The organism is Caballeronia choica (assembly GCF_001544535.1).
Taxonomy (GTDB): Bacteria; Pseudomonadota; Gammaproteobacteria; order Burkholderiales; family Burkholderiaceae; genus Caballeronia; species Caballeronia choica.
Genome location: NZ_FCON02000017.1, coordinates 46,877 through 73,478, shown reverse-complemented (window position 1 = coordinate 73,478; position 26,602 = coordinate 46,877). Strand labels below are relative to the sequence as shown.

The following is a 26,602-nucleotide window of genomic DNA, read 5'->3' as shown; positions in this document are numbered from 1 at the left end:
GTCGGTCTGCGACACTGAGGACTTTACAACTCTACAGCGCGAATTCTGTACAATGATATGTACTATCCCGATCATGGAGCCAGTCATGGCTTTCTCAGCAAAAGACGTCATTCCTCTTTCTCAGGCGCGCGCGAACCTGTCCGAACTCGCGGACGAAGTGAGCGCCGGCGCCGAGAAGATCATCACGAAGAACGGCGAGAGCTACGTCGCGATGATCGGCGTGGACAAGCTCGACCGGTTCCATCGGCTGGAGAAGGCACGCATTCATCTGGAATTGCTCGCGCAGGCGGAAGCCGGGCTGGCCGACGTCAAGGCCGGCCGCGTGCGGGATGCCCGGGAGGCGATCGCGGAGCTCAAAAAGCGTCGCGCGGAACGCCAATGAAGGGCGACACACGTGCGAGCGTCCGGTTCACGGCCAACTTCGATGCGAATCTCGCGGATATCGAGGCGTTCTGGATCGAGGCGGGATTCGAGCAAGGCTATGACCGGTTGCTCGACGCCATCGAGAACACCGTGGTCGCCAACCTGGAGCGCTTCCCCGGAATGGGAAGGCCGTTTCTGGGTGCGAAGCCCGACACGATCGAAGCGTTCGTGGCGTGTGAACGGCTCGCTGACCTGGAACGGGAGAACGGCACGATTCGCGAGTATCTGCTGGACGACTATTTGATTTTCTATGTCCATACGGCCGAGGTTGTGAACCTGCTGTCGGTTCGGCATTTCAAGCAGGTTTCGTTCGACTTTGAAGACCTGTGGCTTGGTGGGCGTTGACGGCGTTATATGCCTGACGCGTCGTTCCCCGTTCCCGACACGCTCAAAATCCGCTCCACATACCGAGCGATCAAATCGATCTCGAGATTGACCTTCGTCCCGGTTGCAAGCAGCTTGAGCGTCGTCACTTCGACCGTATGCGGAATCAGATTGATCGAAAACTCGCAGCCATCGGGGCGGTCGGTAACCGTGTTGACCGTCAGGCTCACGCCGTTCACCGTCACCGAGCCCTTGTAGGCCAGATACTTGCCGATATCGCGCGAGGCGAGAATGCACAGCTCATGCGATTCGCCGACCCGCTCGAAGCGCGTGACTTCGCCCAGCCCGTCCACATGCCCCGACACCAGATGCCCGCCCAGCCGGTCATGCGCGCGCAGCGCCTTCTCGAGATTCACCTCGCCGGCCGCCCCCAAACCGGCCGTCTTGTTCAGGCTCTCGCGCGATACGTCTACGTCGAACGAAGCGGCCGACTTTTCGATCACCGTCATGCAGGCGCCCTGAATCGAGATGCTGTCGCCGAGTTCGACATCCGCGAGATCGAGCGCACCCGCGGCGACCGTCAGACGCACGCCCGCTTCCGGTTCGGAACCAAGGGGCGTGACCTTTTCGATGCGGCCCACCGCCGCGACAATTCCCGTAAACATCGAGCGTCCTCTTCTATCTGATCAGGGTGCGGGGTGCGCTTCCACGAAGCGCGCCAGGATGCGCAGATCGTCGCCGAGACGATCGATGCGGTGAAACTTGAGATGCGGCCGCGCGTCGAGTGTGCCCGGCGGCGCGAAGTCGAACATGCCGGGCGCGTTGCCGAGCAGGCTCGGCGCGAGATAGACGAGCAGTTCGTCGACGCAGCCTTCGCGCAACAACGACCCGTTCAGCTTGTGCCCCGCTTCGACATGCAACTCGTTGATGCCGCGATCGGCCAGCACGGCCAGCATCGCCGGCAGATCGACCTTGCCGTGCTCGTTGGCGAGTTCGACCGGTTCGACGCCGCGTTCGCGCAACGCGGCGACTCGCGAAGGGTCGGCGTCGTTGCCGCAGAAGATCCATGGCGGCGCGCCATCGAGAATCTTCGCGGAAAGCGGCACGTCGAGCCGGCTGTCGATCAGGACGCGCTGCGGCTGGCGCGGCGTATCGACGGCACGCACGGTCAGTTGCGGATCGTCCTCGCGCACGGTGCCGATGCCGGTCAGGATCGCGCACGCGCGGGCGCGCCACGCATGGCCGTCGGCGCGCGCATCTTCGCCCGTGATCCACTGGCTTTCGCCCGATGGCAGGCCGGTGCGTCCGTCGAGCGTCGCCGCGACTTTCATGCGTACCCACGGCCGGCGGCGCGTCATCCGCGAGACGAATCCGATGTTCATCTCATACGCCTCGTTCGCGAGCAGCCCGCAGCGCACGTCGATGCCGGCATCGCGCAGCATCGTGAGGCCGCGTCCGGACACGGCGGGATTCGGGTCTTCCATCGCGGCGATCACCTTTTCGACGCGCGCGTCGATCAGCGCATGCGCGCATGGCGGCGTGCGGCCGAAGTGGCTGCACGGTTCCAGCGTGACGTACGCAGTGGCGCCGCGCGGGTCCTTGCCACGCGCGCGGGCGTCCTTCAGTGCGCGGACTTCGGCGTGATCGTGGCCGGCGGGCTGCGTGAAGCCCGTGCCGATCACCTCGCCGTTCTTGACCAGCACACAGCCGACGCGCGGATTCGGTGTCGTCGTGTACATGCCGCGCGCGGCGAGTGCCAGCGCGCGTTCCATGTAGGTGAAATCGGTTTGGGAGAACATCGTTCTGGCGGCCTTCGCTTTACGCGGCGAGCTTCGCGAACGCGCCGCGGGCGGCGTCGAGCGTTGCGTCGATCACGGCGTCGTCGTGAGCGATCGAGACGAAGCCCGCTTCGTACGCGGACGGCGCGAAATACACGCCCGCGTCGAGCATCGCGTGGAAGAACGCGTTGAAGCGCTTCGTGTCGCCCTGCGTGACCTGCGCGAAGCTGGTCGGAATGGCTTCCGCAAAGTACAGGCCGAACATGCCGCCGAGCGCATCGGCGACGAACGGCACTTTGGCCTCGCGGGCGGCGGCGGTGAGGCCGTCGGTCAGGCGTTTCGTCTGCTTCGCGAGTTGATCGTGGAAGCCCGGCTTCTGGATCAGTTGCAGCGTCTTCAAGCCCGCCGCGACCGCGATCGGATTGCCCGACAGCGTGCCCGCCTGGTAGACGCCGCCGAGCGGGGCGAGATGCGCCATGATGTCGCGGCGTCCGCCGAACGCGGCCGCCGGCATGCCGCCGCCGATCACCTTGCCGAGGCAGGTCAGGTCCGGCTTCACGCCGTAGAGCGCTTGCGCGCCGCCGAGCGCCACGCGAAAGCCGCACATGACTTCGTCGAAGATCAGCACCGCGCCGTACTCGCTGCAGCGATCGCGCATGGCATGGAGGAATTCGGGCGTCGCGCGCACGAGGTTCATGTTGCCCGCGACCGGCTCGACGATCACCGACGCGATCTCGTTGCCGAACGCCTCGAACGCTTCGTTCAGTTGCTCGACGTTGTTGTATTCGAGCACCGTGGTGTGCTTCGCGATATCGGCGGGAACGCCGGCGGACGTCGGATTGCCGAACGTCAGAAGCCCCGAGCCCGCCTTGACGAGCAAGCTGTCGGCGTGGCCGTGATAGCAGCCTTCGAACTTGACGATACGGCTGCGGTTCGTGAAGCCGCGCGCGAGACGCAGCGCGCTCATGGTCGCCTCGGTGCCGCTCGACACCATGCGCACCTGTTCGATCGACGGCACCAGCTTGCAGATTTCCTCGGCGATCTCGATTTCGGCTTCGGTCGGCGCGCCGAACGAGAAGCCGTTGGCGAGCACGCGCTGCACGGCGTCGAGCACTTCCGGGTGAACGTGGCCGAGGATCATCGGGCCCCACGAGCCGATGTAGTCGATGTAACGCTGGCCGTCGGCATCCCAGAAATACGGGCCCTGCGCGCGCTCGATGAAACGCGGCGTGCCGCCGACCGAGCGAAACGCCCGCACCGGCGAGTTGACGCCGCCCGGGATGGTTTGCTGGGCGCGATCGAAGAGAGCTTGATTCTTGGACATGGATGAGGGCCTGCGCTGAAAGTGAAAGCTGTTGCCGGGTGAACCGACGGCGCCGGTTCGTGCCCGCGGGCGCGGCGCGTGCCTTTGGGAAAGGGCCGATCGACGAACGACGCAACGGCCGAAATCAAGATGAAATTGTACCGGAGTCGTCCGGATCGGGCGGGGACGGGGCGGCCTTTGGCGCGAGCGACGGCGGCGGCCGCGACCGTCTTCCGGTGCGCGCGGTCCACAGCTTTTCGAGCGCGCCCTCGGCCATCGGCTTGATCACCGTGCCGGAACTCTGCGCGTCCCAGGTCTGCACGGAAAACGGATGCGCGCGCAGTTCATCGCGCGTCACGACGACGCCCTCGTGCGCATCGGCGAGCCAGTCATACACGAAGTCGATGCACAGCCGAAAGCCGCGTTTGCGCGTGGCATCGGGCACTTCGTAGGGCGCGCGCGTCACGTAGCCGGACGCGAACACGCCTTTCGGTTCCTGCGCCACGCGATGCACGAACACGCGATCGCCGGGCATCAGGCTGCGCGAGGAGCCGCAGCCCCACACATCGGTCACGGCCTCACCCGCCGCGACGCGGCGCGCGAAGTCCGGCAACTCGGGCCATGGCCATTTTCGGGGGCTCCAGATGAGGAGAAAGGCGGTCATTCGGGATGCATCGTCTTCGAAAGGAATCGAATGAGCTTACCGGATCGGGGGCCGGATGACCGGAGACCGTCGCGTACAATGCTCGCTCGCTCGCCGGTCCCGCGCGCTCGATTCGATGCAACGCGCATCCGGCCAACCTCACCGCTTCCCGCCGATTCCCATGCCCCACACCAAGCGGCGCCGCCCCGATGGCCGCCTGATCCTGTTGCTCGGCGCACTCGCCGCGTGCGGACCGTTATCGATCGACATGTATCTGCCGAGCCTGCCGTCGCTCGCCGTCGCGTTCAGCACGAGCGCCGCCGCGGCGCAAAGCACGCTGACGAGTTTCATGGCCGGCTTCTCGATCGGCATGCTGCTGTACGGCCCGCTCTCCGATGCCTACGGCCGGCGGCCGATCCTGCTCGGCGGCATCGCGCTCTACACGGTGGCGAGCATCGCGTGCGCGGTGGCGTTCTCGATCGATGCGCTCATCCTCGTGCGCTTTCTGCAGGCGCTCGGCGCGGGCGCGGCGTCCGTGCTCGCACGCGCCATCGCTCGCGACGCGCATGAACCCACCGACGCCGCCCGCGTCCTGTCGATGCTTTCCATCGTGACGTCGATCGGGCCGCTGCTCGCGCCGCTGATTGGCGGGCAGTTGCTGCTGTTGGGCGGCTGGCGGGTGGTGTTCATGGCGCTCACCTTGTTCGGCGCCGTCTGCGCGGTCACCGCGTTCCTGCGCGTGCCGGAAACCTGGCCACGCGAGAAGCGCGCGAGCTCGGCGGTCGGGCGGTCGTTCGCGGCCTACGGGCGCCTGCTCACCGATCCCGTCACGTGGGGCCACATGCTGTGCGGCGGGATGGCGTTCGCGTCGATGTTCGCCTACATCACGGCGACGCCGTTCGTCTACATCGACTATTTTCACGTGAAGCCGCAGCACTACGGACTGCTGTTCGGGCTGAACATCATCGGGATCATCACGGGGAACGTGCTGAATACGCGGTTTGTCGGCAGTGTCGGTTCGCTGCGGATGATCTCGGGCGCGGCGTTCGTCAGCGTGGTCGGGGCCCTGGCGGTCGCGCTCGTGTGCCTGACGGGGTGGGGCGGGCTGTGGTCGATCGTCGTGTGTTTGTTTTTCGTGGTGGGCGTGGTGGGACTTTTGTCGGCGAATTGCACGACTGATCTCATGCATCGCTACCCGCACAACGCGGGCGCGGCGGCGGCGCTCTTCGGCGCCATGCAACTCGCGCTCGGCGCGCTCGCGAGTCTCGCGATCGGCCTCTTTCACGACGGCTCGCCGCGCGGGATGGGCATCGTGATCGGCGTGTGCGGGTTGCTGACCTATGCCGGGCGCACCCTGGTATTGCGGTGGCACGAGACGCCGGTGCGGGCGGTTTGAACAGCGCGCCGCCGACCCGAATCGTCAAAGGCCGCGTGGCGACGCGGCTTCACCAGGAACCAAGGAACTTGAACGGCGCAGCAGCCCGCATCAGCCGCGCGCAGGCTCCCTGAGCGCGAGCGGACGTGCCATGCGGATATTGTCCGCATTGAACGCGCGGAGAATCGCCTCATTGATATCCGACGTCAGATTCAACTGGCCGTTGGCCGGGTCCGCGATCCAGTATTGCGCTTCCAGGCGAATGCGGCCGTCCGACACGTCGGCGATATACACCGCCGGCGCAGGCGATTGCAGCACCCGCGCCTGCGTACTCAAAATCTTCAGAACCGCTTCCTTCGCCGCGGCCGTGTCGCTTTCCATGTCGATGTGAAGCGAGTTCGAGAGGCGCAGCATGTTGTCCGTCCACGACTGGTTGATCACCGTGTTGACGGTCAGCGTGTCGTTCGGCACGAGCGCTTCGATGCCGTCGCCCGTCGTGATCGTCGTGTATCGCACGGTCATGTGCGTGACGCGTCCCTTGACGCCGCCGGCTGCGATCGTGTCGCCGATGCGCACCGACTGCTCGAACAGCACGATCAGCCCGCTCACATAACTTGCAGCGAGCCGTTGCAGCCCAAGCCCCAGGCCGATCCCGAGCGCGCCGGCGAAGGCGGCCATAGCCTTCACGTCGACGCCCGCCTGGGAGAGCACGATGACGATCACCACCGTCCACACGGCGATATCGACGATGCGCCGGATCGCGAGCGCGAAGTTCGGCGGCAGCCGCGTGCTTTCGCTGAGCAGCCGCCCGAGCCACTTCAGCGTGCCGTGCGCGACGATCACGACGATGATCGCGGTCGCCGCACCCGCCGCGAGCGACAACAGATCGACGTTGACCGGGCCCGCCGTAAGCCGGATCGCGCGGGCTGCATCGAGCACACTTTCGAGGTCGCGCTCGGGTTGCAGTGCGGCGAACACCAGGCAGAACCACGCAAGCCAGCTCAGACAGCGCAACGCCACGCGCAGCGCGGGCACCGGACGAAAGATCAGCTCGAGGAGGAGTGCGGGGATCTGCACGAGCAGCAGCAGGCCGCTCGCGAGCGCCATGACGAGAAGCAGTTCCGGACTGATCCCCGGGCCCGCCGTGAGCCAGGCGATCAGCAGGACGAAGAGGGCACAGATCGCGGGAAGGACGCAAATGCAGATGCTCCAGAGCCGGCGCCAGCGCCGCGTCTCGGGAACCCTGGCCTTGAGCCAGCCGAGCAGGAAAACGGCGAGTGCGCCTGCGGCCAACGCGAGCAGCAATAGCGCGACAAGTTCGCTCTTGCTCGCGTTCGCAAAGGCGCGCGCGCTGAAATCGGCAAGAGACTCGAAGTGTTCTGTTTTGGGACGGGTGAGATAGAACTCGGGCATGGAATGGGTCGCGCGGCGAGAGCAAACGGCTCGCCGCGACATCGGGAAGCCGTGGGAGCCTCATACTGAGTGTGCCTACCTCGCAAACGGATAGGAAAACTCCCAAACGCCATGCCGCCCCGTCCCGCCTGGCCCCGCCGCGAGGCTTAGCCTGCCGAACCGATCGTCTGCTTCAGGAACGTGAACGCCGTCGCCTCGACGCGCGCCACCGCTTCCGGCTCGACGCCGGCGCCGTGGCCGCCGTCGCGATTCTCCAGATACCAGGTCCGGGCGTGGCCCTGCGTCTGCATCCGCGCCGTCATCTTGCGGGCGTGGCCGGGATGCACACGGTCGTCGGTCGTCGACGACGTGAAGAGCACCGGCGGGTAAACCGCTTCGGCCTTCACGTTCTGATAGGGCGAATAGGTCATCAGGAAACGCAGGTCGTCGGCATCGTCCGGGTCGCCGTATTCGTCGATCCACGACGCGCCCTGCAACAGCAGGTGAAACCGCGCCATGTCGAGGAGCGGCACCTCCGACAGCACCGCGCCGAACAACTCGGGCCGCTGGATCATGGAGACGCCCGTCAGCAGGCCGCCGTTGCTGCCCCCGCGGATCGCGAGTTGCTTCGGCGTCGTCACACCCGAATCGATCAGCGACTCTGCGACCGCGATGAAATCGTCAAACGAGACCTGGCGCTTCTCGCGTTGCGCCGCCTGATGCCAGAGCGGCCCGAATTCGCCGCCGCCGCGGATGTTCGCGATCGCGAGGAGGCCGCCGTCTTCGAGCCACGCCATGCCGGTCGTCGCGTCGTAGTGCGGGTCGAGCGCGACTTCGAAGCCGCCATAGCCGTAGAGCAGGCACGGCGCGGGCGCGCCCGCGAGGTTCGCGTCGCGGCCGATCAGCCAGTACGGAATCTCGACGCCGTCGGGCGCGCGTGCATGACGGCGCACGGCAGCAAGACCGGTGGCGTCGAACTGTGCGGGAAGCTGCGCGAGCGGTGTCCACGGATCGTCGTTCGCGAGATCGGCGAAATACAGCGACGGCGGGCTCAGGAAATGTTCGACGTGGATGAGCACGGTGTCGTCGCGTTCGGAATCGATGGAATCGAGGTATGACTGGCTCGCGGCCGGCAACGCGAAGTCGCGCTTTTGCCACGACGCGTGTTCTTCCGCAGGCGGCTTCCACAGCGCGACGCGCGGTTCGCCATCGTCCATTTGCGACGCGATCAGCCAGTGCTTGGTGAAATCGATGTCGGCGAGCACGCTGCGTTCCGACGGTTCGAAGAGCACGGTGAAATCACGCGCGCCCGCGAGAAACGCGTCGCGCTGGATCACGAGCAGCGCGCCGCTCGCACGGCGCGTGCCGCCCACTGCCCAATCTTCGCGCGGCGTGACGAAGAACCAGCCGTTCCAGTGCTCGATTTCGGCGTGCAAGGGCACGTCGTATTGCTGCCATTCGCCCGATGTCTCGTCGAGCCAGAAGTGCATCGTCTCGTAGAACGTCACCGCGCGCGACGCGAAGTGCAGCTTCTCGAGCGGATCGTAGTCCGCGCCTGCCGATACGTCGCGCCGCTTGCCTTCGAACACGACGGGCGCGCTCGCGAGCGGCATGCCGCGCGACCAGCGGCGCGCTTCGCGCGGAAAGCCGGAGGTCGTGAGCGCGGGCTTCTTGCTGTGCGCGCTGTCGTCCCAGCCGACGTACACCGTGTCGTGATCGATCCATGAGATGCCGTGCTTGCCGACATCGGGCAATTCGAAGCCCCCCGCGACGAATTCACGCGACTCGACATCGAATTCGCGCACGATGCACGCGTCCGAGCCGCCCGGCGACAGGCTCACCAGCGCGCGATCCCAGGTGGGGTAGAGCAGGTCGAAGCCGTGCAGGGCCCAGCGGGTATCGTCGCCTTCGAGGGTGTTCAGGTCGAGCGCGTCGACGTCGAGCACGGTCTGCCATTCGGGCTTGCCCGCGAGCCAGGCGCTCCACGGCGTGCGGCGCGTGATCCCGAGCGGATGTTCGTCGTCCTGCCAGGTGTTGTAGCCCCAGTCGCCGTAGCGCGAACACGTGACGATGCGGTCTTTCGAGGTGTATGCCTTCGCGAGCCGTTGGGTCAGCGCGTCGGCGGCGGGGGTGTTGCCGAAGGCTTTTGTCGTACGGTCGTTTTGTGCGCCGACCCAGGCGTCGACGGCGGCGCTGTCGAGCGCTTCGAGGGCGATGAAGGGGTCTGCGTCGGTTGAGGGCTTGAAGACGAGCTGGGGATGCGAGGACAAAAAACTCATTTCGATGGGGTGGGCTGGAGCGCCCGGGGGTGGCTGGAATGTTCGATTATGGGCCGCTGGCGCTTGGGGTGGGGTGGGGGTCGGGGTGGTTTACACCGTTTGATGCGCTTGGGCTTCTATGGAACTTGTATTGGTTTTGGTTTATTTGCTCTGCCCCTGTCCGGGGCGGGACTCACTTTCTTTGCTGCTGCAAAGAAAGTAAGCAAAGAAAGCAGCTTCCCAACGCCAATCCTTGCCAGTCGCCGCCAGACCGCTCCCTCGGAGTGGTCCAACCGGGGGAGTGTCGTTAGCGGGGTTTCGTCGTTGTTGGCATGTAGAAGAGGCGCGCACGTCGCACCGCTATACGAAGTGGACCAGCAGTCATTCATCCGGCCTCGCGCTACGCGCTCACCCGTCAGGCAAAACCGAAACCCGAAACCAATCGCTACATCTACGTCCTACGTGCGTGCTTGCTGCATGCTGCTATTCACCACCGCTAGCAGACCTGTCGTCGGGCACGCAGTGCCTAGACGGATGTATGACTGCTGTTCCACTCCCTGTCGCGGTGCGACGTGCGCGCCTTTTCTACATGCCAACAAAGATGAAACCCCGCTAGCGACACTCCCCCGGTTGGACCACTCCGAGGGAGCGGTCTGGAGGCGCATGGCAAGCATTGGCGGTGGGAAGCTGCTTTCTTTGCTTACTTTCTTTGCAGCAGCAAAGAAAGTGAGTCCCGCCCCGGACAGGGGCAGAGCAAATAAACCAAAACCAATACAAGTTTCATAGGAGCCCAAGCGCATCAAACGGCGTAAACAATGACAACCCGCCCCAAGCGCCAGCGCGAAACCCAACCCAAGCGCCAGCGACCCCCTTAGGCCAGTCGTTCCTCGCTCTTCGAATCGAACAACACCGCCTTCGACACATCGAACAGCAGCGTCGTATTGGTCAGCGGCTGCGGGTTCGACGCCGGGTGCACCCGGCTCACGATGCGCTTGCCGTTCACCTGCGCGAACACGAGCGTATCCGGCCCGGTCGGCTCGATCACGTCCACCTTCACTTCCACCGGCTGCAGCCGCGCATCATCGACATCGTGCGCGCTGCGCGCATCAGTGATGCGTTCCGGGCGCAGGCCGAGAATCACCTCCTGGCCGATCTTGTCGCGCACCTTCGCCGCATCGAACGGCAGATTCAACACCTGGCGCGCGACGCCCGTATCAAGCTCCAGCCCGACGCCCGAGCCCGCTTCCACCAGCTTGCCGCTAATGAAATTCATCGGCGGCGCGCCGATAAAGCCCGCGACAAACAGGTTCGAAGGCGAATCGTAGATTTCCTGCGGCGCGCCGAACTGCTGCACGACGCCATCCTTCATCACCGCGATGCGGTCGCCAAGCGTCATCGCCTCGATCTGATCGTGCGTCACGTAGACGATCGTCGTGCCAAGGCGCTGATGCAGCAGCTTGATCTCCGAACGCATTTCGATACGCAGCTTCGCGTCGAGGTTCGAGAGCGGTTCGTCGAACAGGAACATCACCGGATCGCGGGCGAGCGCGCGGCCCATCGCGACCCGCTGGCGCTGGCCGCCGGAAAGCTGCCCGGGCTTGCGGTCGAGCAGATGCTGGATCTGCAGCGTGTCCGACACGCGGTCGACGATCTTCTTCTGCTCGTCCTTCGGCACCTTGCGGATGTTCAGGCCGAACGAGATGTTGTCGCGCACGCTCATGGAAGGGTAGAGCGCGTACGACTGGAACACCATCGCGATGTCGCGGTCCTTCGGCGAGAGGTTGTTCACCGTCTTGCCGTCGATCATGATGTCGCCCTTCGTGACGGTCTCGAGGCCGGCGATCATGTTGAGAAGCGTCGACTTGCCACAGCCCGAGCCGCCGACGAGGATCAGGAACTGACCGTCGTCGATGTCGATGTTGACGCCCTTGAGAACCGGCACCCCGTTCGGGTAGGTCTTGTACACGTCACGGATGGAAAGGCTTGCCATTGTGAATCCTCTTTGATCTCTTGCTGCTCGTTTGTCTTTGGCCGGCGGGCGCGCAAAGGTTGCGCCAGGCGCCGCCCGCCAGAAAAAATCAGCCCTTCACCGCGCCCGCCGTCAGGCCGCGCACGAAGAACCGGCCGGCGATCATGTAGACGACCAGTGTCGGAAGCGCCGCGATGATCGCGCCCGCCATGTCGACGTTGTATTCCTTCACGCCGGTGGACGTGTTCACGAGGTTGTTCAGCGCCACGGTGATCGGCATCGAATCGACGCCGGAGAACACGATCCCGAACAGGAAGTCGTTCCAGATCTGCGTGAACTGCCAGATCAGGCAGACCATGAAGATCGGCAGCGACACCGGCAGCAGGATCTTCGTGAAGATCACGAAGAAGCCCGCGCCGTCGATGCGCGCCGCCTTCACGAGTTCAGCCGGAATGCTCACGTAGAAATTGCGGAAGAACATGGTCGTGAACGCGATGCCGTAGACCACGTGCACGAGCACGAGCCCCCCGATCGTGTTCGACAGGCCGAGGATCCCCTGCAGGCGCGCCATCGGCAGGAGGATCGCCTGGAACGGGATGAAGCAGCCGACCAGCAGCATCGTGAACACCGCGTCCGCGCCGCGAAAGCGCCAGTGCGTGAGCACGTAGCCGTTGAACGCGCCGATGATCGACGAGAGCAGCACGGCCGGGATCACCATCATCACGGAGTTCAGGAAGAACGGCTTCATGCCGTCGCAGCGCACGCCGGTGCACGCTTCCTGCCACGCCTTCACCCACGGCGCGAAGGTCCAGTGCGTGGGCGGCGTGAGCAGGTTGCCGGTGCGCAACTGGTCGAGGTCCTTGAACGACGTTGACACCATCACGTAGATCGGGAACAGGAAGTAGAGCGCGAACAGGATCAGGGCCGCATAAATGACGGCGCGGCTTATCGTCATATTAGGCTGCATTGCGGGTGCTCCTCGATTCGAGATACATCAGCGGCACGAGCACCGCGACGACGGTCGCGAGCATCATCATCGACGACGCGGCGCCGACGCCCAGTTGTCCGCGATTGAACGAAAACGTGTACATGAACATCGCCGGCAGCGAGGAGGAGGTGCCCGGGCCGCCCGCCGTCAACGCGACGACGAGGTCGAAGGTCTTGATCGTGATGTGGCAGAGAATCAGCAGCACGGAGAAGAACACCGGCCGCATGCTCGGGATCACGATCTTGCGGTAGATGGTCGGCAAGCCCGCGCCGTCCATCTGCGCAGCCTTGAAGATTTCCGCGTCCACGCCGCGCAGGCCGGCGAGAAAGAGCGCCATCACGAAACCGGTCGACTGCCACACCGCCGCGATCACGACGCAGAAGATCGCCTTGTCGGGATTGCCGAGCCAGTCGAACGAAAAGCTCGTCCAGCCCCAGTCGTGCAGCACTTTCTCGAGACCCAGGCCGGGGTTCAGGATCCACTGCCACGCGGTGCCGGTCACGATGAACGACAGCGCCATCGGATACAGGAAGATCGCGCGCAACGCGCCTTCGTTGCGGATCTTCTGGTCGAGAAGGATCGCGAGGAAGAGGCCGAGCCCGACGCAGATCGCGATGAACGGAATGCCGAACCAGCCGAGATTCGCGGCGGACGTCCACCAGACGTCGTTGGCGAACAACTGGCGATAGCGGTCGAGGCCGGAGAATTCATAGCGCGGCATCAGTCGTGAATTGGTCAGCGACAGATAACCGGTGATCAGGATGAAGCCGTAAACGAAGACCAGCGCGATCAGCACGCTCGGAGCGAGCACGAGCTTTGGAATCCATTTATCGGCCAGCGCCGCCGTAGGGGAACCACGACGGGGCGGGTTTTGCGGATTCTTGTCCGCGGTACCGCTGAGGGAGGCAGCCACAACTCGACTCCTGGAAAACGTGCGGCGTTCGGGAACCGGGAGCGCGAAAGAGCGGCGCTACGCGGGGTCACGCCAGTACAGGGTGCGACGATTTTGTTGCCGCTGTCGAAGCGGATGCCATCGGGGCAAAACCCGAACGGCACCCGCTTGCTTCACGTCGTTACTTCGTCTTCGCAGCGTTCGCGAGCGCCTGCACCGCGCTCTTCGAATCCTGCGTCGAGTTCATGAACTTCGTGACGACGTCGGTGATCGCGCCAGCGGTCGCGTCGCCCTGGGCCATGCCGTGAGCCAGCGACGGCACATAGCCGCCCGACTTGATCGACGTCTGTTCATCCGAGTACGCCTTCTTCGCGCAGTCGTCGAACTTGTCCATCTTCACGCCGAGGCGCACCGGCACCGAACCCTTGTTCAGGCTGAACTGCTCCTGGAATTCCGGCGACATGATCGTCTTGGCGAGTGCCAGTTGACCCGGCGTCGCGGTCTTCTGGCCCTTCTGCTGGAAGAACACGAACGAGTCGACGTTGAACGTGAAGGCCTTTTCCGTGCCCGGAACCGCCGCGCAGACGTAGTCGGTGCCGGCCTTCTTGTTCGCGCCGGCGAATTCGCCCTTCGCCCAGTCGCCCATGAACTGCATGCCGGCCTTGCCGTTGATGACCATGGCCGTGGCGAGGTTCCAGTCGCGGCCGGTGCGGCCGTTATCGAAGTACGACTGGACCTTGCGAACCGTGTCGAACACCTTGACCATCTGGTCGGAAGTCAGCGTCTTCTGGTCCAGGTCGACGATCGCCTTCTTGTAGAAGTCCGCGCCTTGCGACAGCACGACGTCTTCCCACAGCGTCAGGTCCTGCCACGGCTGGCCGCCTGCCGCGACCGCGATGAGGCCGGCGGCCTTCATCTTGTCGGCGACTTCGAAGAACTCGGGCCAGGTGGTCGGCACCTTGCCGCCGGCCTTGTCGAGCGCCGCCTTGTTGATGTACAGCCAGTTCACGCGGTGCACCGAGAAGGGCGCCGCGACGTAGTGGCCGTCCGCATGCATGATCTTGTCGATTTCGGGCGGCAGGTTCTTCTTCCAGTCACCGGCGACGGAATCGATCGGCACGAGCACGCCTTGCTCGGCCCATTCCTGGATCAGCGGGCCCTTGATCTGGGCGGCCGTCGGGGCGTTGCCCGAGATCACCTGGGTCTTGAGCGCGGTCATGGCCGCGGCGCCCGCGCCGCCGGCGACGGCGAAGTCCTTCCACGTGTAGCCCTGCTTGGTCATGTCGTCCTTGAGCACGCCAATCGCCTTCGATTCACCGCCGGACGTCCACCAGTGCAGCACCGACACGGCTTCGGCCGCCTGCACCGACGCCGACGCGCCACACATGAAACCGGCGGCGCAAAGCGCGCCCATGAGCTTACGGACTTTCATTGTTTATCTCCTCCGAAACACCTGAACAAAAAACGATTGGCCCCTGATGCAGCAGGAAGCAGTGGTGGAAAAACGGGTGATACACGGGTGGCCGCGCTCGGCTTGGTCGGCGGGATGTGTGCAGCGGGCCGGCGCAACCGCGCGGCGCACGTGCATAGCCGGCAGACCGATACACGGCCGAACGGCTCTCAAGAGATGAGTGTTCTGAATCGCAACGGTTGTCTCCTCTTTTGATTTTGCTTTGAGCCCCCGGCCGCCGATGAACACTGGCGCTCAAGCCAGGGTGAAGGCGCGAAGGCACGAGGTTGCTGAAAAACGGACTTTCGGCGCGGCGGAACGCCAAAGCGTCGGTGCCGCGGGTTCCGCAGGGCCGGATTCGAGTCCGACGCCCTGTTTTCGTCCATTACCATGCAAATAAAACGTCAACCTCGGGAAAACGCTCATCTTCTGATTGACATAAGCTTTTTATTCCGGGATGACATTACCTCTTGATTTGGATTGTAGTTAAACTACAATTCAGTGTCAAAAATATTTTTATCGGACTACGGTCCTCCTCTGGATGACGGAGACACATGCAAACCGATTCGAATTTCATCTTTGTGCTGTTCGGCGGAACGGGCGATCTCTCGATGCGCAAGATCCTGCCGGCACTCTTCGAAGCGCACCGTGCCGGGATGCTCGCGCCGGCCGGAAAGATCGTGGCCGTGGCGCGCGGCGTCGAGACGCGTGCGGCTTACCTGGAGTGGGTCGAGGAGCATGTGAAGCCGCACGTCGCGAAAAATGGCGTGGATGAAGCGGCGTGGCAGAGTTTTCTCGAGCGCGTCGAGTACGTCCATATCGACCTCGGCAATCCGGAAGACTTCAAGATCCTGCGCGACGCGGTGGCCGAACTCGACGGCACGCGCGTGTTCTATCTCGCGACGGGTCCGTCGCTGTTCGTCCCGATCTGCCGCGCGCTCGCCGATGTCGGCCTGAACCAGAACGCGCGCATCGTGCTGGAAAAGCCGCTCGGCTACGACCTGGAATCGTCGAACGCGATCAACGACGCGGTCGGCGAGATCTTCCAGGAAGAGCAGATCTACCGGATCGACCACTATCTCGGCAAGGAGCCGGTCCAGAACCTGCTCGCGCTGCGCTTCGGCAATGCGCTCTTCGAGCCGCTCTGGCGCCGCGAGTGGGTGGAGAGCATCCAGATCACGATCGCGGAAGAGCTCGGCGTGGAAGCCCGCGGCGATTTCTACGACAACACCGGCGCCTTGCGCGACATGGTGCAGAACCATCTGCTGCAACTGCTTTCCATCGTGACGATGGAACCGCCGCATTCGATGGATTCCGATTCGGTCCGCGACGAAAAGCTGCGCGTGCTGCGGGCACTGAAGCCCGTCGACGAGCGCGACATCAGCAAGGTCGCGGTGCGCGGCCAGTATCACGCGGGCGTGATCAAGGGCACCTCGGTGCCGGGTTACGCCACGGAGCACGGCGTGCGCCCCGACAGCCGCACGGAGACCTTCGTCGCGCTGAAGGTGGAGATCGAAAACTGGCGCTGGGCGGGCGTGCCGTTTTTCCTGCGCACGGGCAAGCGACTGGCCGACCGGGTCGCGGAAATCGTCGTGAATTTCCGGCCGGTGCCGCATTCGGCGCTCGGTGCGAACGCGCTCCGCGCGGGCGCCAACCGCCTCGTGATCCGCCTGCAGCCGAACGAGACCATCCGTCTCTACTGTCTCGCGAAGCAGCCGGGCGAAGGCATGAACCTCGCGAGCGTGCACCTCGACCTCGCATTCGACCAGTTCTTCAAGGAAGGGCAGATGGAGGCGTACCAGCGCCTGTTGCTCGACGTGATCCGCGGGCGCCTCGCGCTGTTCGTGCGGCGCGACGAACAGGAAGCGGCGTGGCATTGGGTCGAGCCGATCCTGAACGAATGGGCCGTCTCGACCAAGCCGCCGAAGCCTTACGCGGCGGGCACCTGGGGGCCGGCTGCATCGAGCGCGATGCTGGCGCAGCACGGCACTTGCTGGCTCGAAGAAGAGAATTGAAGCGGTCGCAACGGTAGCTGGACCGCAGTGAAGCTTACGAATCAAGAACACAATAGCGGGACGACAATAAAGCGCAGAACCGAGCCGGGGAGTACACCCGCCGCCGCATCCGCGCGGCGGGCTGATCAAATCAAAACAATGCAGGATGGAGGAGCAGTGATCGAGCTTCACACTTTCGACGACCCGCGCGCCCAATCGGACGCGCTGGCGAAAGCCGTGGGCGACGCGCTACAGGCGTCGCTGGCGGCTCGCGGCGCCGCGTCCACCGACGCCGCCCATCATGCGACGCTCGCCGTTTCCGGCGGCACGAGCCCGCGTCCCTTCTTGCAGACGCTGTCGTCGCAGGCGCTCGACTGGGCGCACATCGACGTGACGCTCGTCGACGACCGCTGGGTGCCCGAAACCGATGCCGCGAGCAACGCGCGCCTCGTGCGCGAGACGCTGCTGCAGAACGCGGCGAGCGCGGCGTATTTCTGGCCGCTCGTCGACACGGCGCAGGCGCTCGAAACGCATATCGCCGACCTGAACGGCGACGCGCAGCGCCGCCTGCCCGATGTCGCGGTGCTTGGCATGGGCGAGGACGGCCACACGGCGTCGATCTTCGCCGACGCCCCCGAGTGGGACGTCGCGATCACCACCGCCGACCGTTTCATCGCCGTGCATCCGGGCAACGCGCCGCATGCGCGCGTGAGCCTGTCGATGTCGGCGCTGAAGCAGGTCGGCCAGCTTTACCTGCTGATCGCGGGACAGAAGAAGCTCGACGTATTGAACGCGGCGCTCGCCGCGCCGCAAAAAAACGCCATCTCGACGTTGGCCAATGCTCAGGGAGTCAAGCTCGATGTCTACTGGTGTGCATAGCAAGGCCGCGCCGGCCGGCAACCAGCATGCCGACGGGCCGAGACTCCTCGCCGACGTCGGCGGCACCAACGCGCGCTTCGCGCTGGAGACGGCGCCCGGCGAGATCGGGCAGATTCGCGTGTACGCGGGCGCGGACTATCCGGGCATCGCGGAGGTCATGCAGCAGTATCTGAAAGACACCAAGGTCGGGCGCGTGAACCACGCGGCGGTGGCGATCGCGAATCCGGTCGACGGCGATCACGTCGCGATGACCAATCACGACTGGAGCTTCTCGATCGAGGCGACGCGCCGCGCGCTCGGGTTCGATACGCTGCTCGTCGTGAACGACTTCACCGCGCTCGCGATGGCGCTGCCGGGCCTGACCGACGCGCAGCGCGTGCAGGTCGGCGGCGGCGCGCGGCGGCAGAACAGCGTGATCGGCTTGCTCGGGCCCGGCACCGGGCTCGGTGTCTCGGGCCTGATTCCCGCCGACGACCGCTGGATCGCGCTCGGCAGCGAAGGCGGACACGCGAGCTTCGCGCCGTCGAACGAAAATGAAGACCTGGTGCTGCGCCACGCGCGCCGCAAGTGGCCGCATGTGTCGTTCGAGCGCGTCGCGGCGGGGCCGGGGCTGGAGTTGATCTATCGCACGTTCGCGGAGCGCGACGGCGTGACGGTCGCGGAACCCTTCACGAGCGCCGACGTCACGAAGCGCGCCCACGACGGCGAAGCGCTCGCGCTCGAAGCGGTCAATTGCTTCTGCGGCATTCTCGGCACGTTTTCCGGCGATATCGCGGTGACGCTCGGCGCGCTCGGCGGCATCTTCATCGGCGGCGGCGTCGTGCTGAAGCTCGGCGAACTGTTCCACAAGTCGCCATTCCGCGAGCGGTTCGAGGCGAAAGGGCGCTTCCAGCAGTATCTGTCGGGCGTTCCCACCTATGTCATCACCGCGGAATATCCGGCATTCCTCGGCGTCTCGGCGATTCTCGCGGAGCAACTGTCGAACCGCGCGAACAGCGGCTCGTCGGCGGTGTTCGAGCGGATTCGCCAGATGCGCGATGCGCTCACGCCGGCCGAACGGCGCGTCGCCGATCTCGCGCTCAATCATCCGCGCTCGATCATCAACGATCCGATCATCGACATCGCACGCAAGGCCGACGTCAGCCAGCCGACGGTGATCCGCTTCTGCCGGTCGCTCGGCTGCACGGGGCTGTCCGACTTCAAGCTGAAGCTGGCAACGGGCCTGACCGGCACGATTCCGGTGAGCCACAGCCAGGTGCATCTCGGCGACACCGCCACCGACTTCGGCGCGAAGGTGCTGGACAACACGGTATCGGCGATCCTGCAGTTGCGCGAGCATCTCAATTTCGAGAGCGTCGAGCGCGCGATCGACATCCTGAACGGCGCGCGTCGCATCGAGTTCTACGGCCTCGGGAATTCGAACATCGTCGCGCAGGACGCGCACTACAAGTTCTTCCGCTTCGGCATTCCGACGATCGCTTACGGCGACCTGTACATGCAGGCGGCGTCCGCCGCGCTGCTCGGCAAGGGCGACGTGATCGTGGCGGTGTCGAAATCGGGGCGCGCGCCGGAGTTGCTGCGCGTGCTGGAAGTGGCGATGCAGCAGGGCGCGACGGTCGTCGCGATCACGTCGAGCAACACGCCTTTGGCCAAACGCGCGACCGTGGCGCTCGAAACCGACCACATCGAGATCCGCGAGTCGCAGTTGTCGATGATTTCGCGCATCCTGCATCTCGTCATCATCGATATCCTCGCGGTCGGCGTGGCGATCCGGCGCGCGGCGCCGAAGCCGGGCGCCAAGCTGAACGAGACGGTCGAAAAGGTGCGCGATTCCGGCGACGAGGAAGCGGGCGCGGTGCTCGACTGGCTGAGCCACGGCGCATCGGGCGCGGCGCGCGACTGACGCGTTTCGTTGCAAAAGAGCAGGGCGCAAAAGCAAAGGCCGCCGGTGCGAACCGACGGCCTTTGTCATATGAACGTGCGGCGAAGTCAGGCCGTTTCGACGGTTTCCCTGTCCAGTTGCTCGGCAAGCGCGACGTAGCGGCGCATCGCGTCGTTCGCGTCGACGCCGGCGAGCCTCGCCCACGCCGTGTGCTTCGCGCGCGCCTTCGGGTCGAGTGCGGATGGCTGTGCGCCGGACGCGTCACCGTCGGTTGCCTGCTTGTAACATGCGTACAAACGCAGGAGCATGTCGTTCGACGGTCGGCGGGCAAGCGCCTTCACGCTCGACTGCGCCCGCTCGAAGCGCTGGCGCAACGCGTCGCCGCCGAGCGCGGCAAGTTCGGTCGACGGCGTGTCACACACGGGCGCGGCCTCCGACCCGCTGCCCCAGAACGCGGCTTCAGCGGCGGCGTCGTCAGGTTCGTACACGACGTGCGAAATCCGTCCGTTGCGCAGGACGAACGTCTGCTTCGCGGCGCCGTGGAACGTCCGGCCGGCGCGCGTCGCGGTGAAGGCGACATCGGCGGTGACCGTCTGCCCTTCGAAGCGGGGCTCGCCGAACGACTGCACGGCGAACGAGCCGTCCGAGCGGTCCAGCAGCGACGAGAACAGGTCGATCAGCGCGGTGCGTCCTGCGTAGTCGCGGGCAAGCGGCCCGACGCCCCGCTGCTCCCAGACCACCTCCGAGGCGAAGAGCGGCAGCGCTGCTTCGAACTGGCGCGCGCTCATCGCGCTCATGTAGCGTGCCGCCAGCGCACGCACTTCCTCGGCGGCCATCGGGACGTCGGGCTCCGCCTCGGCCGCCGGCTTGTCGGCCGCGGCCGGATCGAGGCCCAGGAAGCGCAGGATGCTCGTCGCGACGAGTTGGCGGTCGTTGTCGACGCAGATCAGGTGATAGCTGTTCTCCAGCACGACGATTTCCGCGCGCTCGACGTGATCGCGCAGGAAGTACGCCGATTTCAGGCTCGTCAACTCGTCCTCGCGGGCGTGCATCACGAGCGTGTCGCAGCGCAGCGCCCTGGCGCCGCGCTTCGCGATTCGCCTCAACCGGTCGACTTCGCGGATGCAGGCAAGCGGCACCCATCGATAGTGGAAATTGTCGCCGCGCTCGAACTTCGCCTTCACGATGGAGCGCACGAGCGCGTTCTTGATGCCGAACGGCTCGTCCTCGTCGACCCGCATGCGGTTCGGCACGAACGGCAACCAGTACATCAGATGACGGAACGCGCGATACCACGGCGTAGCCCAGCCGTCGATATAGATCGGCGGTGCGAGCGTGACGAGGCGTCCGCGGGCGTGGCCTTCCTGCGCGCACAGCGCGAGCGCGAGAAGCGAGCCCATGCACATGCCGATGACGTGCACGGTGTCGTACTGCATCACGACTTCGCGATATTTCGCCGTGACGGCCGCGAGCCACGCTTCCGCGCGCACGCCGGCGAGGTCTTCGGGCGTGGTGCCGTGGCCGGGGAGGGTGAGCGAATGCGTGTCGATGCCCGCGCGCCTGAGCGTCTTGTGCATCGAGCCGAGGTCGAATTGCGTGCCGCCCAGCCCATGGATCAGAAACGCAGCGGTGCGCCCGGTGCTCATACGGCCTCCGCTTTCGGATGGAGCCGTGCTGCGCTGGCGACCGAGGCGAATTGCTGCGCGGCGCGGGCGGTGCGCCACGTCCCGGCGATGAACGCCGTGCTTTCATCGAGGTCGCCGATTGGCTGGCTCGTATCGGTGACGAAGACCGGCGCGCCCTGCGGCGTGTGCAGGCAGAAGGTTGCTTCGCGCGTCGGCTGGCCGTCGGCGGCGCGCAGCCAGCGAGCGCGGGCGCGCGCGCGATCGTCGAGCGAAACGGCGGCGAGCACCGCGTCGAGCGTCGCGAATTCCTCGGGCGAGCGGCCCGCGATGCTTTCGAGATCACCGCCCCATTCGAAGCGGCCGGTGCGCGTGTCGAAGCAGTAGACGAGCTGGCCGCTGCCGGCGAGCGCCAGTTCCATGTTGGCGCGCCAGCGCGACGCGTCTTCCGTCGCCCGTTCGCGGTGGCCGCGCAGCGTGGTCGTGAGCAGCACGAGCACGGACGCCACGCCGAGATACATCTGCACGCCGAAGAGAGACGGGTCGTCGGGCGTGCTGCCGAACAGGCCGCGACCCGACGCCGTCTGGCCGAGCGCGATCAGCGCGAGCGCCAGCACCGACATGACGCCGCCGCGCGCGCCCCACATCAGCGCGACAAGCACGCAGAGCACGAGCGGCACATAGCTCATACCGATCACGAAGTGCTGGCCGGCCCAGTCATTCGAGAGCCAGCCGAACACCATGAGCGCGCACGGCACGAGCGCGACGAACGCGAGGGCGCCGATCACGCGCTCGGCCACGCCTTGCGTGGTCGAGCGGGTCGGCCGGAAGCGCGCCCAGGTCGTGAAGACGGGCGTGATGACGAAGATGCCGACGAAATGCGCGAACGCGCGGATCTGGAAGCTCGGCCAGAACGCCGAACCGTCCGACAGCAGCGCCGTATCGATGGCGGCCGCCAGCGCGCTTTCGATGAGCGCCGCGAAGAACAGCGCGCGCAGGAAGTACAGGCCGTGGAGCGGCACCTGCGCGAAGCGCACGACGATCGCGAGCGCGACGGCCGGCGCCGAGATCAGCGCGAGCGAGACGGCCAGCGAGAGCAGCAGGTTTGCGCCCTGCCATACGCCGAGGAGCGTCTGTGCCGCGACGATGCCGATCATCACGGCGGGCCAGCCGTTCGGGCGCGTGAGCATCAGCGCGGCCATGGCGACGCCGGCGGGCAGCCAGATCGACGCGGCGGGGCCCACGTTGGTCGAAAGAATCGCCGATGCGTAGGCGGCGAAGAAGTACGGAATTGCCCAGAGCAAGCCGCTGAGTTGAGGGCGTTGGCGCATGGAAGCCTCTGCTGTGGTGGAACCGGCGAGGCTATATGTCTGGAGGCGCCAAAAATACGAGAATGTTCTGAATTTTCGCTTTAAACGTTAAATATGTCTAAAAAGTGAGAATTTAAGACCAATCTTAGGATGATTTGTGTTCGACTACGGCTGCGGGTTTTCTGTCTTGAAGCCCCGCGTACGGCGGACATCGCGTCCGCCGCGCCTGTGGCGGTGCGCTGCACCTGCTTTCGCGTCAGTTCTCCTTTTTTGCGTAATCTTGCGCACCCGGTTCAATGCGCAATCTCTTTCTGCTGTCGTTTATCCTTTTTGCGATTTTTTTCAACGCGCCCGCACATGCTGCCGACGCCGTCAGCGGCGCAACGCCTTCCGCGCTCGCCAGTGCCGCCACGCCGGCGCGTCCCCGCATCGCGCTCGTGCTTTCCGGCGGCGGCGCGCGCGGTTACGCGCACATCGGCGTGCTGAAGACGCTCGAGGCGCTGCGCATTCCCGTCGACATGGTGATCGGCACGAGCATGGGCGCGGTGGTCGGCGGCCTGTATGCATCGGGCTTGCCTGCCGAGGAACTCGAGCGCCGCGTATCGGCGACCAATCTCGGCGAAGTCGCGTTCGACCGCATCGCCCGGTCGAGCCTGCCGCAGTCACTGCGCGAGGATGAGGTCGACTATCCGATCTCGGTATCGGCCGGCATCGACGACACCGGCAAGCTCAAGCTGCCCAAGGGCTTCGTGCGCGCCAATTCGTTTCTCGCGCTGCTGCAGGAATGGACCGCGCCGGTGCCGTCGAACCAGTCGTTCGACAAGTTGGCGATCCCCTTTCGCGCGGTGGCGACCGATCTGGAAACCGGCGAGCGCGTCGTCTTCGATCATGGCTCGCTGCCGCTCGCGATCCGCGCGAGCATGGCCGCGCCCGGGCTGTTTTCCCCGATCGAGGTGAACGGCCGGACGCTAGTCGATGGCGGGCTCACGGACAACCTTCCCGTCGACGTGGCGCGCGATCTCGGCGCGGATATCGTGATCGCGGTGGACATCGGCACGCCGCTCAAGAAAGGCGGCGACATCAATTCGCCGGCGGACGTCGCCCAGCAAATGGTCGGCATCCTGATCGGGCAGAACGTGAAGGCGCAGCGCGATTCGCTGAAGCCGACCGATATCCTGATTCGCCCCGATCTCGGTGACATCACGTTTACCGATTTCACCCGCGCACCCGAGGCGATTCGCGACGGCAGCGCGGCCGCCGAGGAACTTACCGCCCGGCTCGGTTCGTTGTCGCTATCGCCGGAGGCCTACGCTGCCTATCGCGCCGGGCATCAGCCGAAGGCCGCCGGGCGGGAGCAGGCGAAGATCGACCGCATCGAGATCGATAGCCACGGCCGCGTGCCTGCGGGTTACATCGAGCGCTACCTGAGCGTAAAGCCCGGTGACGCCTACGATGCGAAAAAGGTCAACCAGCAACTCGACACGCTCGCCACGACTGGCTATTTCGCGAGCGTCACGCACGAGTTCTCCGAGGAGAACGGTGAGAACCGGCTGCGCATCGATGCACAGGAGAAGGAATGGGGGCCGAATTTCCTGCTGTTCGGCCTCGGCGTATCGACAGATTTCAACGGGACTGGCGCCTTTGTGCTCAACATCGGGCACCGGCGGCCGTGGATCACATCGTCCGGGCTCGAATGGCGCAACGACGTGAAGCTCGGCACGGAGGAATTGGGGTTTCACACCGAGTTGCGTCAGCCTGTGCTCCAGCGTTTCGGCTATTACATCGCGCCGTATGCGGAGATATCTCAAAGGTTCGAGAGCTACTACGGCGCTCTCGACGGAATCGCCGCCGACAACAATCGGCCGATAGCGCGCATCCGACGTATCGAGTCAAAAGCGGGTATCGATTTTGCCGCACCGATTGGCCGCCTGGGCGAGTTGCGAGTCGGCGTCGGTGCCTCCGTGATCAACCGGCAGACGACGGAAAATGTCGTCGTCTTTAATCCCACCGAGGGCTTGAGCTTGGCATCGTCAACGATTGAACCGGAAAAGCAGACCTTCACGCGCGCACAATTTGTCATCGATCAACTGGATAACGCGCTGTTTCCCCGTGCCGGGTACTACGTGAAAGCGGAGGTCGAAAAATCGTTCATCGCGGGCGGCAACTACCAGCTTGCGCATCTGTCAGCCACCGGCGCGACCAGCTTCGGGCGCCACAGTTTTAACGCAACATTCGAAGGAGGCGGGTCGAAGCACGCCGCAGACCCTTTTTCCCTTGGCGGCTTTCGCCATCTCGCGGCGTATGGTGTCAACCGGTTCACGGGGAACTACCTTGCGTATGGTCAACTGACCTATCAGTATCAGATCGCCGCGCTGAACGGGCAGATCGTGCGCGACCTGTACCTGGGAACGACGGGCGAGATCGGCAACGTCACGCAGTCCGCGTCCGCGCTGCGCACCGATCCGCTCAAGAAGAGCCTGAGCGTGTTCGTCGGCACCGTGACGGCGTTCGGGCCTGCGTATGTCGGTTTCGCGGTGGCGCCGCACGGGCAGAGCAGCATCTACCTCCAGTTCGGCGCGAAGTTCTGATGCGGCACGCCGCTTTTCCGGCGCCCCAATAAAAAACGGTGCGATACCCTTTCGGATACCGCACCGATACGCGCCTCTCGCAGCAGCGTGAAAACTCTCTTGACTCTTTTCTATGTCAGCTTCGTCGATTAGAACGAGTGCTGGATACCTGCATACACGCCCGACTGGCTGTGACCCGGAAGCGGGTTGTCCGTCGCGGCAGCGGTGCCAAAGTTGTTGGCGTTCAGACCGTAGTTAGCCGACTTGCTGTTCTGCACCGTCGCGAGCTGGATGTCGAGCAGCGTGCGCTTCGACAGGTTGTACGAACCGCCAATCGTGTAGAGCGTTGCGTTGCCGCCGCCGTTGTTCGCGTTCGAGTGATAGACCGCCGCGATCAGCGCTGCCGCCGGGGTTGCCTGCCACGTCACGCCGCCCCATTCGTGGTCGATCGTGGTCGGTTCGCCGGGCAGCTGGCCCGCCATGCCCGAACTGCGGATTGCCTGATAGGCGCCCTGGATCTTGAACTGGCCGAGGAACACGTTGAATGCCGCCGTGTACTCGCGCGAGAACGCGTAGACGCCCTGTCCGACGTTGCCACCGTTGATCGGGTCATAACCGCCACCGAGCGAACCGTTGGCCGGGTTGCGGATTTCGTCGTACATGCCGCGGATCTGGAAGAGCGCCGACGTGTAGGTGATCTGCGCACCGCCTTCGCGGCCTTGCGGCGTCGTGCCGTTACCGTTCCAGTTCGTTGCATTCGACAGCGCGTACTGGCCGTAGAAGTCAAAGCCTGCGAACTTCGGCGATTGGTACGAAACGTTGTTGCTCGATTGCGGCCAGTTGCGGCCACGCACCAGCGATGCCGACGACCAGTTCGACTGACCGAACGGATCGAAGTCCCACACGCCGTTCGCGATAAACAGTTCACGGCCCAACAACAGCGTACCGAACTGGTCGTTGGCCATACCGACCGTCGCCCAGCGATTGAAGATCCCATTGTTGCCCGGGCCCTGGCCCGTCATCGTGTTGAAGCTGCCTTCCAACTGGAACACGGCCTTGTAGCCGCCGCCCAGGTCTTCGACGCCCTTCAAACCCCAGAGACTCGTGCCCCAGTCGCCGCTTTCCGCCTTGAAACGGTGCGTGCTGCTGGTGGCGGGACCATTTGCGGGACCTTGCGGAACGCCCGTCATGTATTCGAGCCCCGCGTCCAGGCGACCGTACAGCGTCACACTGCTTTGGGCGTGAGCCGCAACGCCGACCGTCAGCAGCGATGCCGCGAGCAAAGCTTTCTTCATCATCTCCTCCAACCCTGTCAAAAAATAGAACCCAAGTGCTGCCGTGTGGTTCGATGCCAGTTGCGAGCGCATCCAACCGGAAATCGTTTTCAGAGGAATGACACGCGAAGGCAGTTACGCCGTGTTTCCGCGCACTGGCGCCGTGGCGCGGGACGCGACTGCCGACCGTTGGGTTCGGTGTCTCCTCAGTTCTTTTTGAAGTAAAACTACTTTTTGTGAACATCCTTTTGGTACTTTGATTACTAATTTATCAAAATA

The 26,602-nt window shown here is 64.8% G+C and carries 20 protein-coding genes; 7 read left to right on the top strand and 13 right to left on the bottom strand.

Annotated elements, in window-relative coordinates:
* Positions 1–85: 85 nt before the first annotated feature.
* Positions 86–382: a type II toxin-antitoxin system Phd/YefM family antitoxin gene (locus AWB68_RS10645; RefSeq protein ID WP_087644303.1), complete on the top strand. Its 297-nt coding sequence runs from the start codon at positions 86–88 to the stop codon at positions 380–382.
* A complete protein-coding gene (locus tag AWB68_RS10640; protein WP_087644302.1) occupies positions 379–768 on the top strand; it encodes a type II toxin-antitoxin system RelE/ParE family toxin in 390 nt (129 codons plus the stop codon). Before AWB68_RS10645 ends, AWB68_RS10640 begins: the two co-directional genes overlap by 4 nt.
* 5 nt (positions 769–773) lie before the next feature.
* Here AWB68_RS10640 and AWB68_RS10635 read toward each other — a convergent pair whose 3' ends face one another.
* From AWB68_RS10635 to AWB68_RS10620, 4 genes are all read right to left on the bottom strand, one after another.
* Positions 774–1,412, bottom strand: coding sequence for a riboflavin synthase (locus tag AWB68_RS10635; RefSeq protein WP_087644301.1), 639 nt, complete (start codon positions 1,410–1,412; stop codon positions 774–776).
* A 21-nt stretch (positions 1,413–1,433) separates the two neighbouring features.
* Positions 1,434–2,546: a bifunctional diaminohydroxyphosphoribosylaminopyrimidine deaminase/5-amino-6-(5-phosphoribosylamino)uracil reductase RibD gene (gene ribD / locus AWB68_RS10630; protein ID WP_087644300.1), complete on the bottom strand. Its 1,113-nt coding sequence runs from the start codon at positions 2,544–2,546 to the stop codon at positions 1,434–1,436.
* Between the two features lie 19 nt (positions 2,547–2,565).
* Positions 2,566–3,849 (bottom strand): glutamate-1-semialdehyde 2,1-aminomutase, encoded by a 1,284-nt coding sequence (gene hemL / locus AWB68_RS10625; protein WP_087644299.1) that lies wholly within the window; start codon positions 3,847–3,849, stop codon positions 2,566–2,568.
* Between the two features lie 124 nt (positions 3,850–3,973).
* Positions 3,974–4,492: a hypothetical protein gene (locus tag AWB68_RS10620; RefSeq protein WP_087644298.1), complete on the bottom strand. Its 519-nt coding sequence runs from the start codon at positions 4,490–4,492 to the stop codon at positions 3,974–3,976.
* 160 nt (positions 4,493–4,652) lie between these two features.
* On the opposite strand from AWB68_RS10620, the gene AWB68_RS10615 reads away from it, so the two are divergent.
* Positions 4,653–5,867, top strand: coding sequence for a Bcr/CflA family multidrug efflux MFS transporter (locus AWB68_RS10615; RefSeq protein ID WP_087644332.1), 1,215 nt, complete (start codon positions 4,653–4,655; stop codon positions 5,865–5,867).
* A 90-nt stretch (positions 5,868–5,957) separates the two neighbouring features.
* Here AWB68_RS10615 and AWB68_RS10610 read toward each other — a convergent pair whose 3' ends face one another.
* From AWB68_RS10610 to AWB68_RS10580, 6 genes are all read right to left on the bottom strand, one after another.
* The gene (locus tag AWB68_RS10610; protein WP_160109995.1) at positions 5,958–7,259 is read right to left on the bottom strand and encodes a mechanosensitive ion channel family protein; all 1,302 of its coding nucleotides are present in this window, start codon (positions 7,257–7,259) and stop codon (positions 5,958–5,960) included.
* 146 nt (positions 7,260–7,405) lie between these two features.
* A complete protein-coding gene (locus AWB68_RS10605) occupies positions 7,406–9,517 on the bottom strand; it encodes a prolyl oligopeptidase family serine peptidase (RefSeq protein WP_087644296.1) in 2,112 nt (703 codons plus the stop codon).
* Between the two features lie 850 nt (positions 9,518–10,367).
* Positions 10,368–11,486, bottom strand: a complete 1,119-nt coding sequence (locus AWB68_RS10595) for an ABC transporter ATP-binding protein (protein ID WP_087644294.1) — start codon at positions 11,484–11,486, stop codon at positions 10,368–10,370.
* Positions 11,487–11,574: 88 nt separating this feature from the next.
* On the bottom strand, positions 11,575–12,432 hold the full coding sequence (locus tag AWB68_RS10590) for a carbohydrate ABC transporter permease (protein WP_200828671.1): 858 nt from the start codon (positions 12,430–12,432) through the stop codon (positions 11,575–11,577).
* The gene (locus AWB68_RS10585) at positions 12,422–13,366 is read right to left on the bottom strand and encodes a carbohydrate ABC transporter permease (protein WP_087644292.1); all 945 of its coding nucleotides are present in this window, start codon (positions 13,364–13,366) and stop codon (positions 12,422–12,424) included. The genes AWB68_RS10590 and AWB68_RS10585 overlap by 11 nt, the downstream gene beginning before the upstream one ends.
* A gap of 160 nt (positions 13,367–13,526) precedes the next feature.
* The gene (locus AWB68_RS10580) at positions 13,527–14,777 is read right to left on the bottom strand and encodes an ABC transporter substrate-binding protein (protein ID WP_087644291.1); all 1,251 of its coding nucleotides are present in this window, start codon (positions 14,775–14,777) and stop codon (positions 13,527–13,529) included.
* Between the two features lie 572 nt (positions 14,778–15,349).
* On the opposite strand from AWB68_RS10580, the gene zwf reads away from it, so the two are divergent.
* From zwf to AWB68_RS10565, 3 genes are all read left to right on the top strand, one after another.
* Positions 15,350–16,810 carry a glucose-6-phosphate dehydrogenase gene (gene zwf, locus AWB68_RS10575; RefSeq protein ID WP_087644290.1) on the top strand — a complete coding sequence of 487 codons (1,461 nt, stop codon included), beginning with the start codon at positions 15,350–15,352 and terminating at the stop codon, positions 16,808–16,810.
* Positions 16,811–16,966: 156 nt separating this feature from the next.
* The gene (pgl, locus tag AWB68_RS10570; protein WP_087644289.1) at positions 16,967–17,668 is read left to right on the top strand and encodes a 6-phosphogluconolactonase; all 702 of its coding nucleotides are present in this window, start codon (positions 16,967–16,969) and stop codon (positions 17,666–17,668) included.
* Entirely contained in the window at positions 17,649–19,571 is a 1,923-nt protein-coding gene (locus AWB68_RS10565; protein ID WP_087644288.1) for a bifunctional transcriptional regulator/glucokinase, read from the top strand. Before pgl ends, AWB68_RS10565 begins: the two co-directional genes overlap by 20 nt.
* Before the next feature lie 86 nt (positions 19,572–19,657).
* On the opposite strand, the gene AWB68_RS10560 is transcribed toward AWB68_RS10565, so the two are convergent.
* Both AWB68_RS10560 and AWB68_RS10555 read right to left on the bottom strand, forming a co-directional pair.
* Positions 19,658–21,196, bottom strand: coding sequence for an acyl-CoA-binding protein (locus tag AWB68_RS10560; protein WP_087644287.1), 1,539 nt, complete (start codon positions 21,194–21,196; stop codon positions 19,658–19,660).
* Positions 21,193–22,503, bottom strand: coding sequence for an MASE1 domain-containing protein (locus AWB68_RS10555; protein WP_087644286.1), 1,311 nt, complete (start codon positions 22,501–22,503; stop codon positions 21,193–21,195). Before AWB68_RS10555 ends, AWB68_RS10560 begins: the two co-directional genes overlap by 4 nt.
* Positions 22,504–22,778: 275 nt before the next feature.
* Between AWB68_RS10555 and AWB68_RS10550 the strand changes: the two genes are divergently transcribed.
* Complete coding sequence (locus AWB68_RS10550; RefSeq protein ID WP_087644285.1) at positions 22,779–25,070, top strand: patatin-like phospholipase family protein; 2,292 nt, start codon at positions 22,779–22,781, stop codon at positions 25,068–25,070.
* Positions 25,071–25,198: 128 nt separating this feature from the next.
* Here the strand turns inward: AWB68_RS10550 and AWB68_RS10545 are convergent, their stop codons facing one another.
* Entirely contained in the window at positions 25,199–26,344 is a 1,146-nt protein-coding gene (locus AWB68_RS10545) for a porin (RefSeq protein WP_087644331.1), read from the bottom strand.
* Positions 26,345–26,602: the final 258 nt, after the last annotated feature.

Excerpts from the sequence above, each read along its gene's own strand:
- AWB68_RS10645 (WP_087644303.1), top strand. The coding sequence starts at position 86 with ATGGCTTTCTCAGCAAAAGACGTCATTCCTCTTTCTCAGGCGCGCGCG.
- AWB68_RS10640 (WP_087644302.1), top strand. The coding sequence starts at position 379 with ATGAAGGGCGACACACGTGCGAGCGTCCGGTTCACGGCCAACTTCGAT.
- AWB68_RS10635 (WP_087644301.1), bottom strand. The coding sequence starts at position 1,412 with ATGTTTACGGGAATTGTCGCGGCGGTGGGCCGCATCGAAAAGGTCACG.
- ribD (WP_087644300.1), bottom strand. The coding sequence starts at position 2,546 with ATGTTCTCCCAAACCGATTTCACCTACATGGAACGCGCGCTGGCACTC.
- hemL (WP_087644299.1), bottom strand. The coding sequence starts at position 3,849 with ATGTCCAAGAATCAAGCTCTCTTCGATCGCGCCCAGCAAACCATCCCG.
- AWB68_RS10620 (WP_087644298.1), bottom strand. The coding sequence starts at position 4,492 with ATGACCGCCTTTCTCCTCATCTGGAGCCCCCGAAAATGGCCATGGCCC.
- AWB68_RS10615 (WP_087644332.1), top strand. The coding sequence starts at position 4,653 with ATGCCCCACACCAAGCGGCGCCGCCCCGATGGCCGCCTGATCCTGTTG.
- AWB68_RS10610 (WP_160109995.1), bottom strand. The coding sequence starts at position 7,259 with ATGCCCGAGTTCTATCTCACCCGTCCCAAAACAGAACACTTCGAGTCT.
- AWB68_RS10605 (WP_087644296.1), bottom strand. The coding sequence starts at position 9,517 with ATGAGTTTTTTGTCCTCGCATCCCCAGCTCGTCTTCAAGCCCTCAACC.
- AWB68_RS10595 (WP_087644294.1), bottom strand. The coding sequence starts at position 11,486 with ATGGCAAGCCTTTCCATCCGTGACGTGTACAAGACCTACCCGAACGGG.
- AWB68_RS10590 (WP_200828671.1), bottom strand. The coding sequence starts at position 12,432 with ATGCAGCCTAATATGACGATAAGCCGCGCCGTCATTTATGCGGCCCTG.
- AWB68_RS10580 (WP_087644291.1), bottom strand. The coding sequence starts at position 14,777 with ATGAAAGTCCGTAAGCTCATGGGCGCGCTTTGCGCCGCCGGTTTCATG.
- zwf (WP_087644290.1), top strand. The coding sequence starts at position 15,350 with ATGCAAACCGATTCGAATTTCATCTTTGTGCTGTTCGGCGGAACGGGC.
- AWB68_RS10565 (WP_087644288.1), top strand. The coding sequence starts at position 17,649 with ATGTCTACTGGTGTGCATAGCAAGGCCGCGCCGGCCGGCAACCAGCAT.
- AWB68_RS10560 (WP_087644287.1), bottom strand. The coding sequence starts at position 21,196 with ATGAGCACCGGGCGCACCGCTGCGTTTCTGATCCATGGGCTGGGCGGC.
- AWB68_RS10555 (WP_087644286.1), bottom strand. The coding sequence starts at position 22,503 with ATGCGCCAACGCCCTCAACTCAGCGGCTTGCTCTGGGCAATTCCGTAC.
- AWB68_RS10550 (WP_087644285.1), top strand. The coding sequence starts at position 22,779 with ATGCGCAATCTCTTTCTGCTGTCGTTTATCCTTTTTGCGATTTTTTTC.
- AWB68_RS10545 (WP_087644331.1), bottom strand. The coding sequence starts at position 26,344 with ATGAAGAAAGCTTTGCTCGCGGCATCGCTGCTGACGGTCGGCGTTGCG.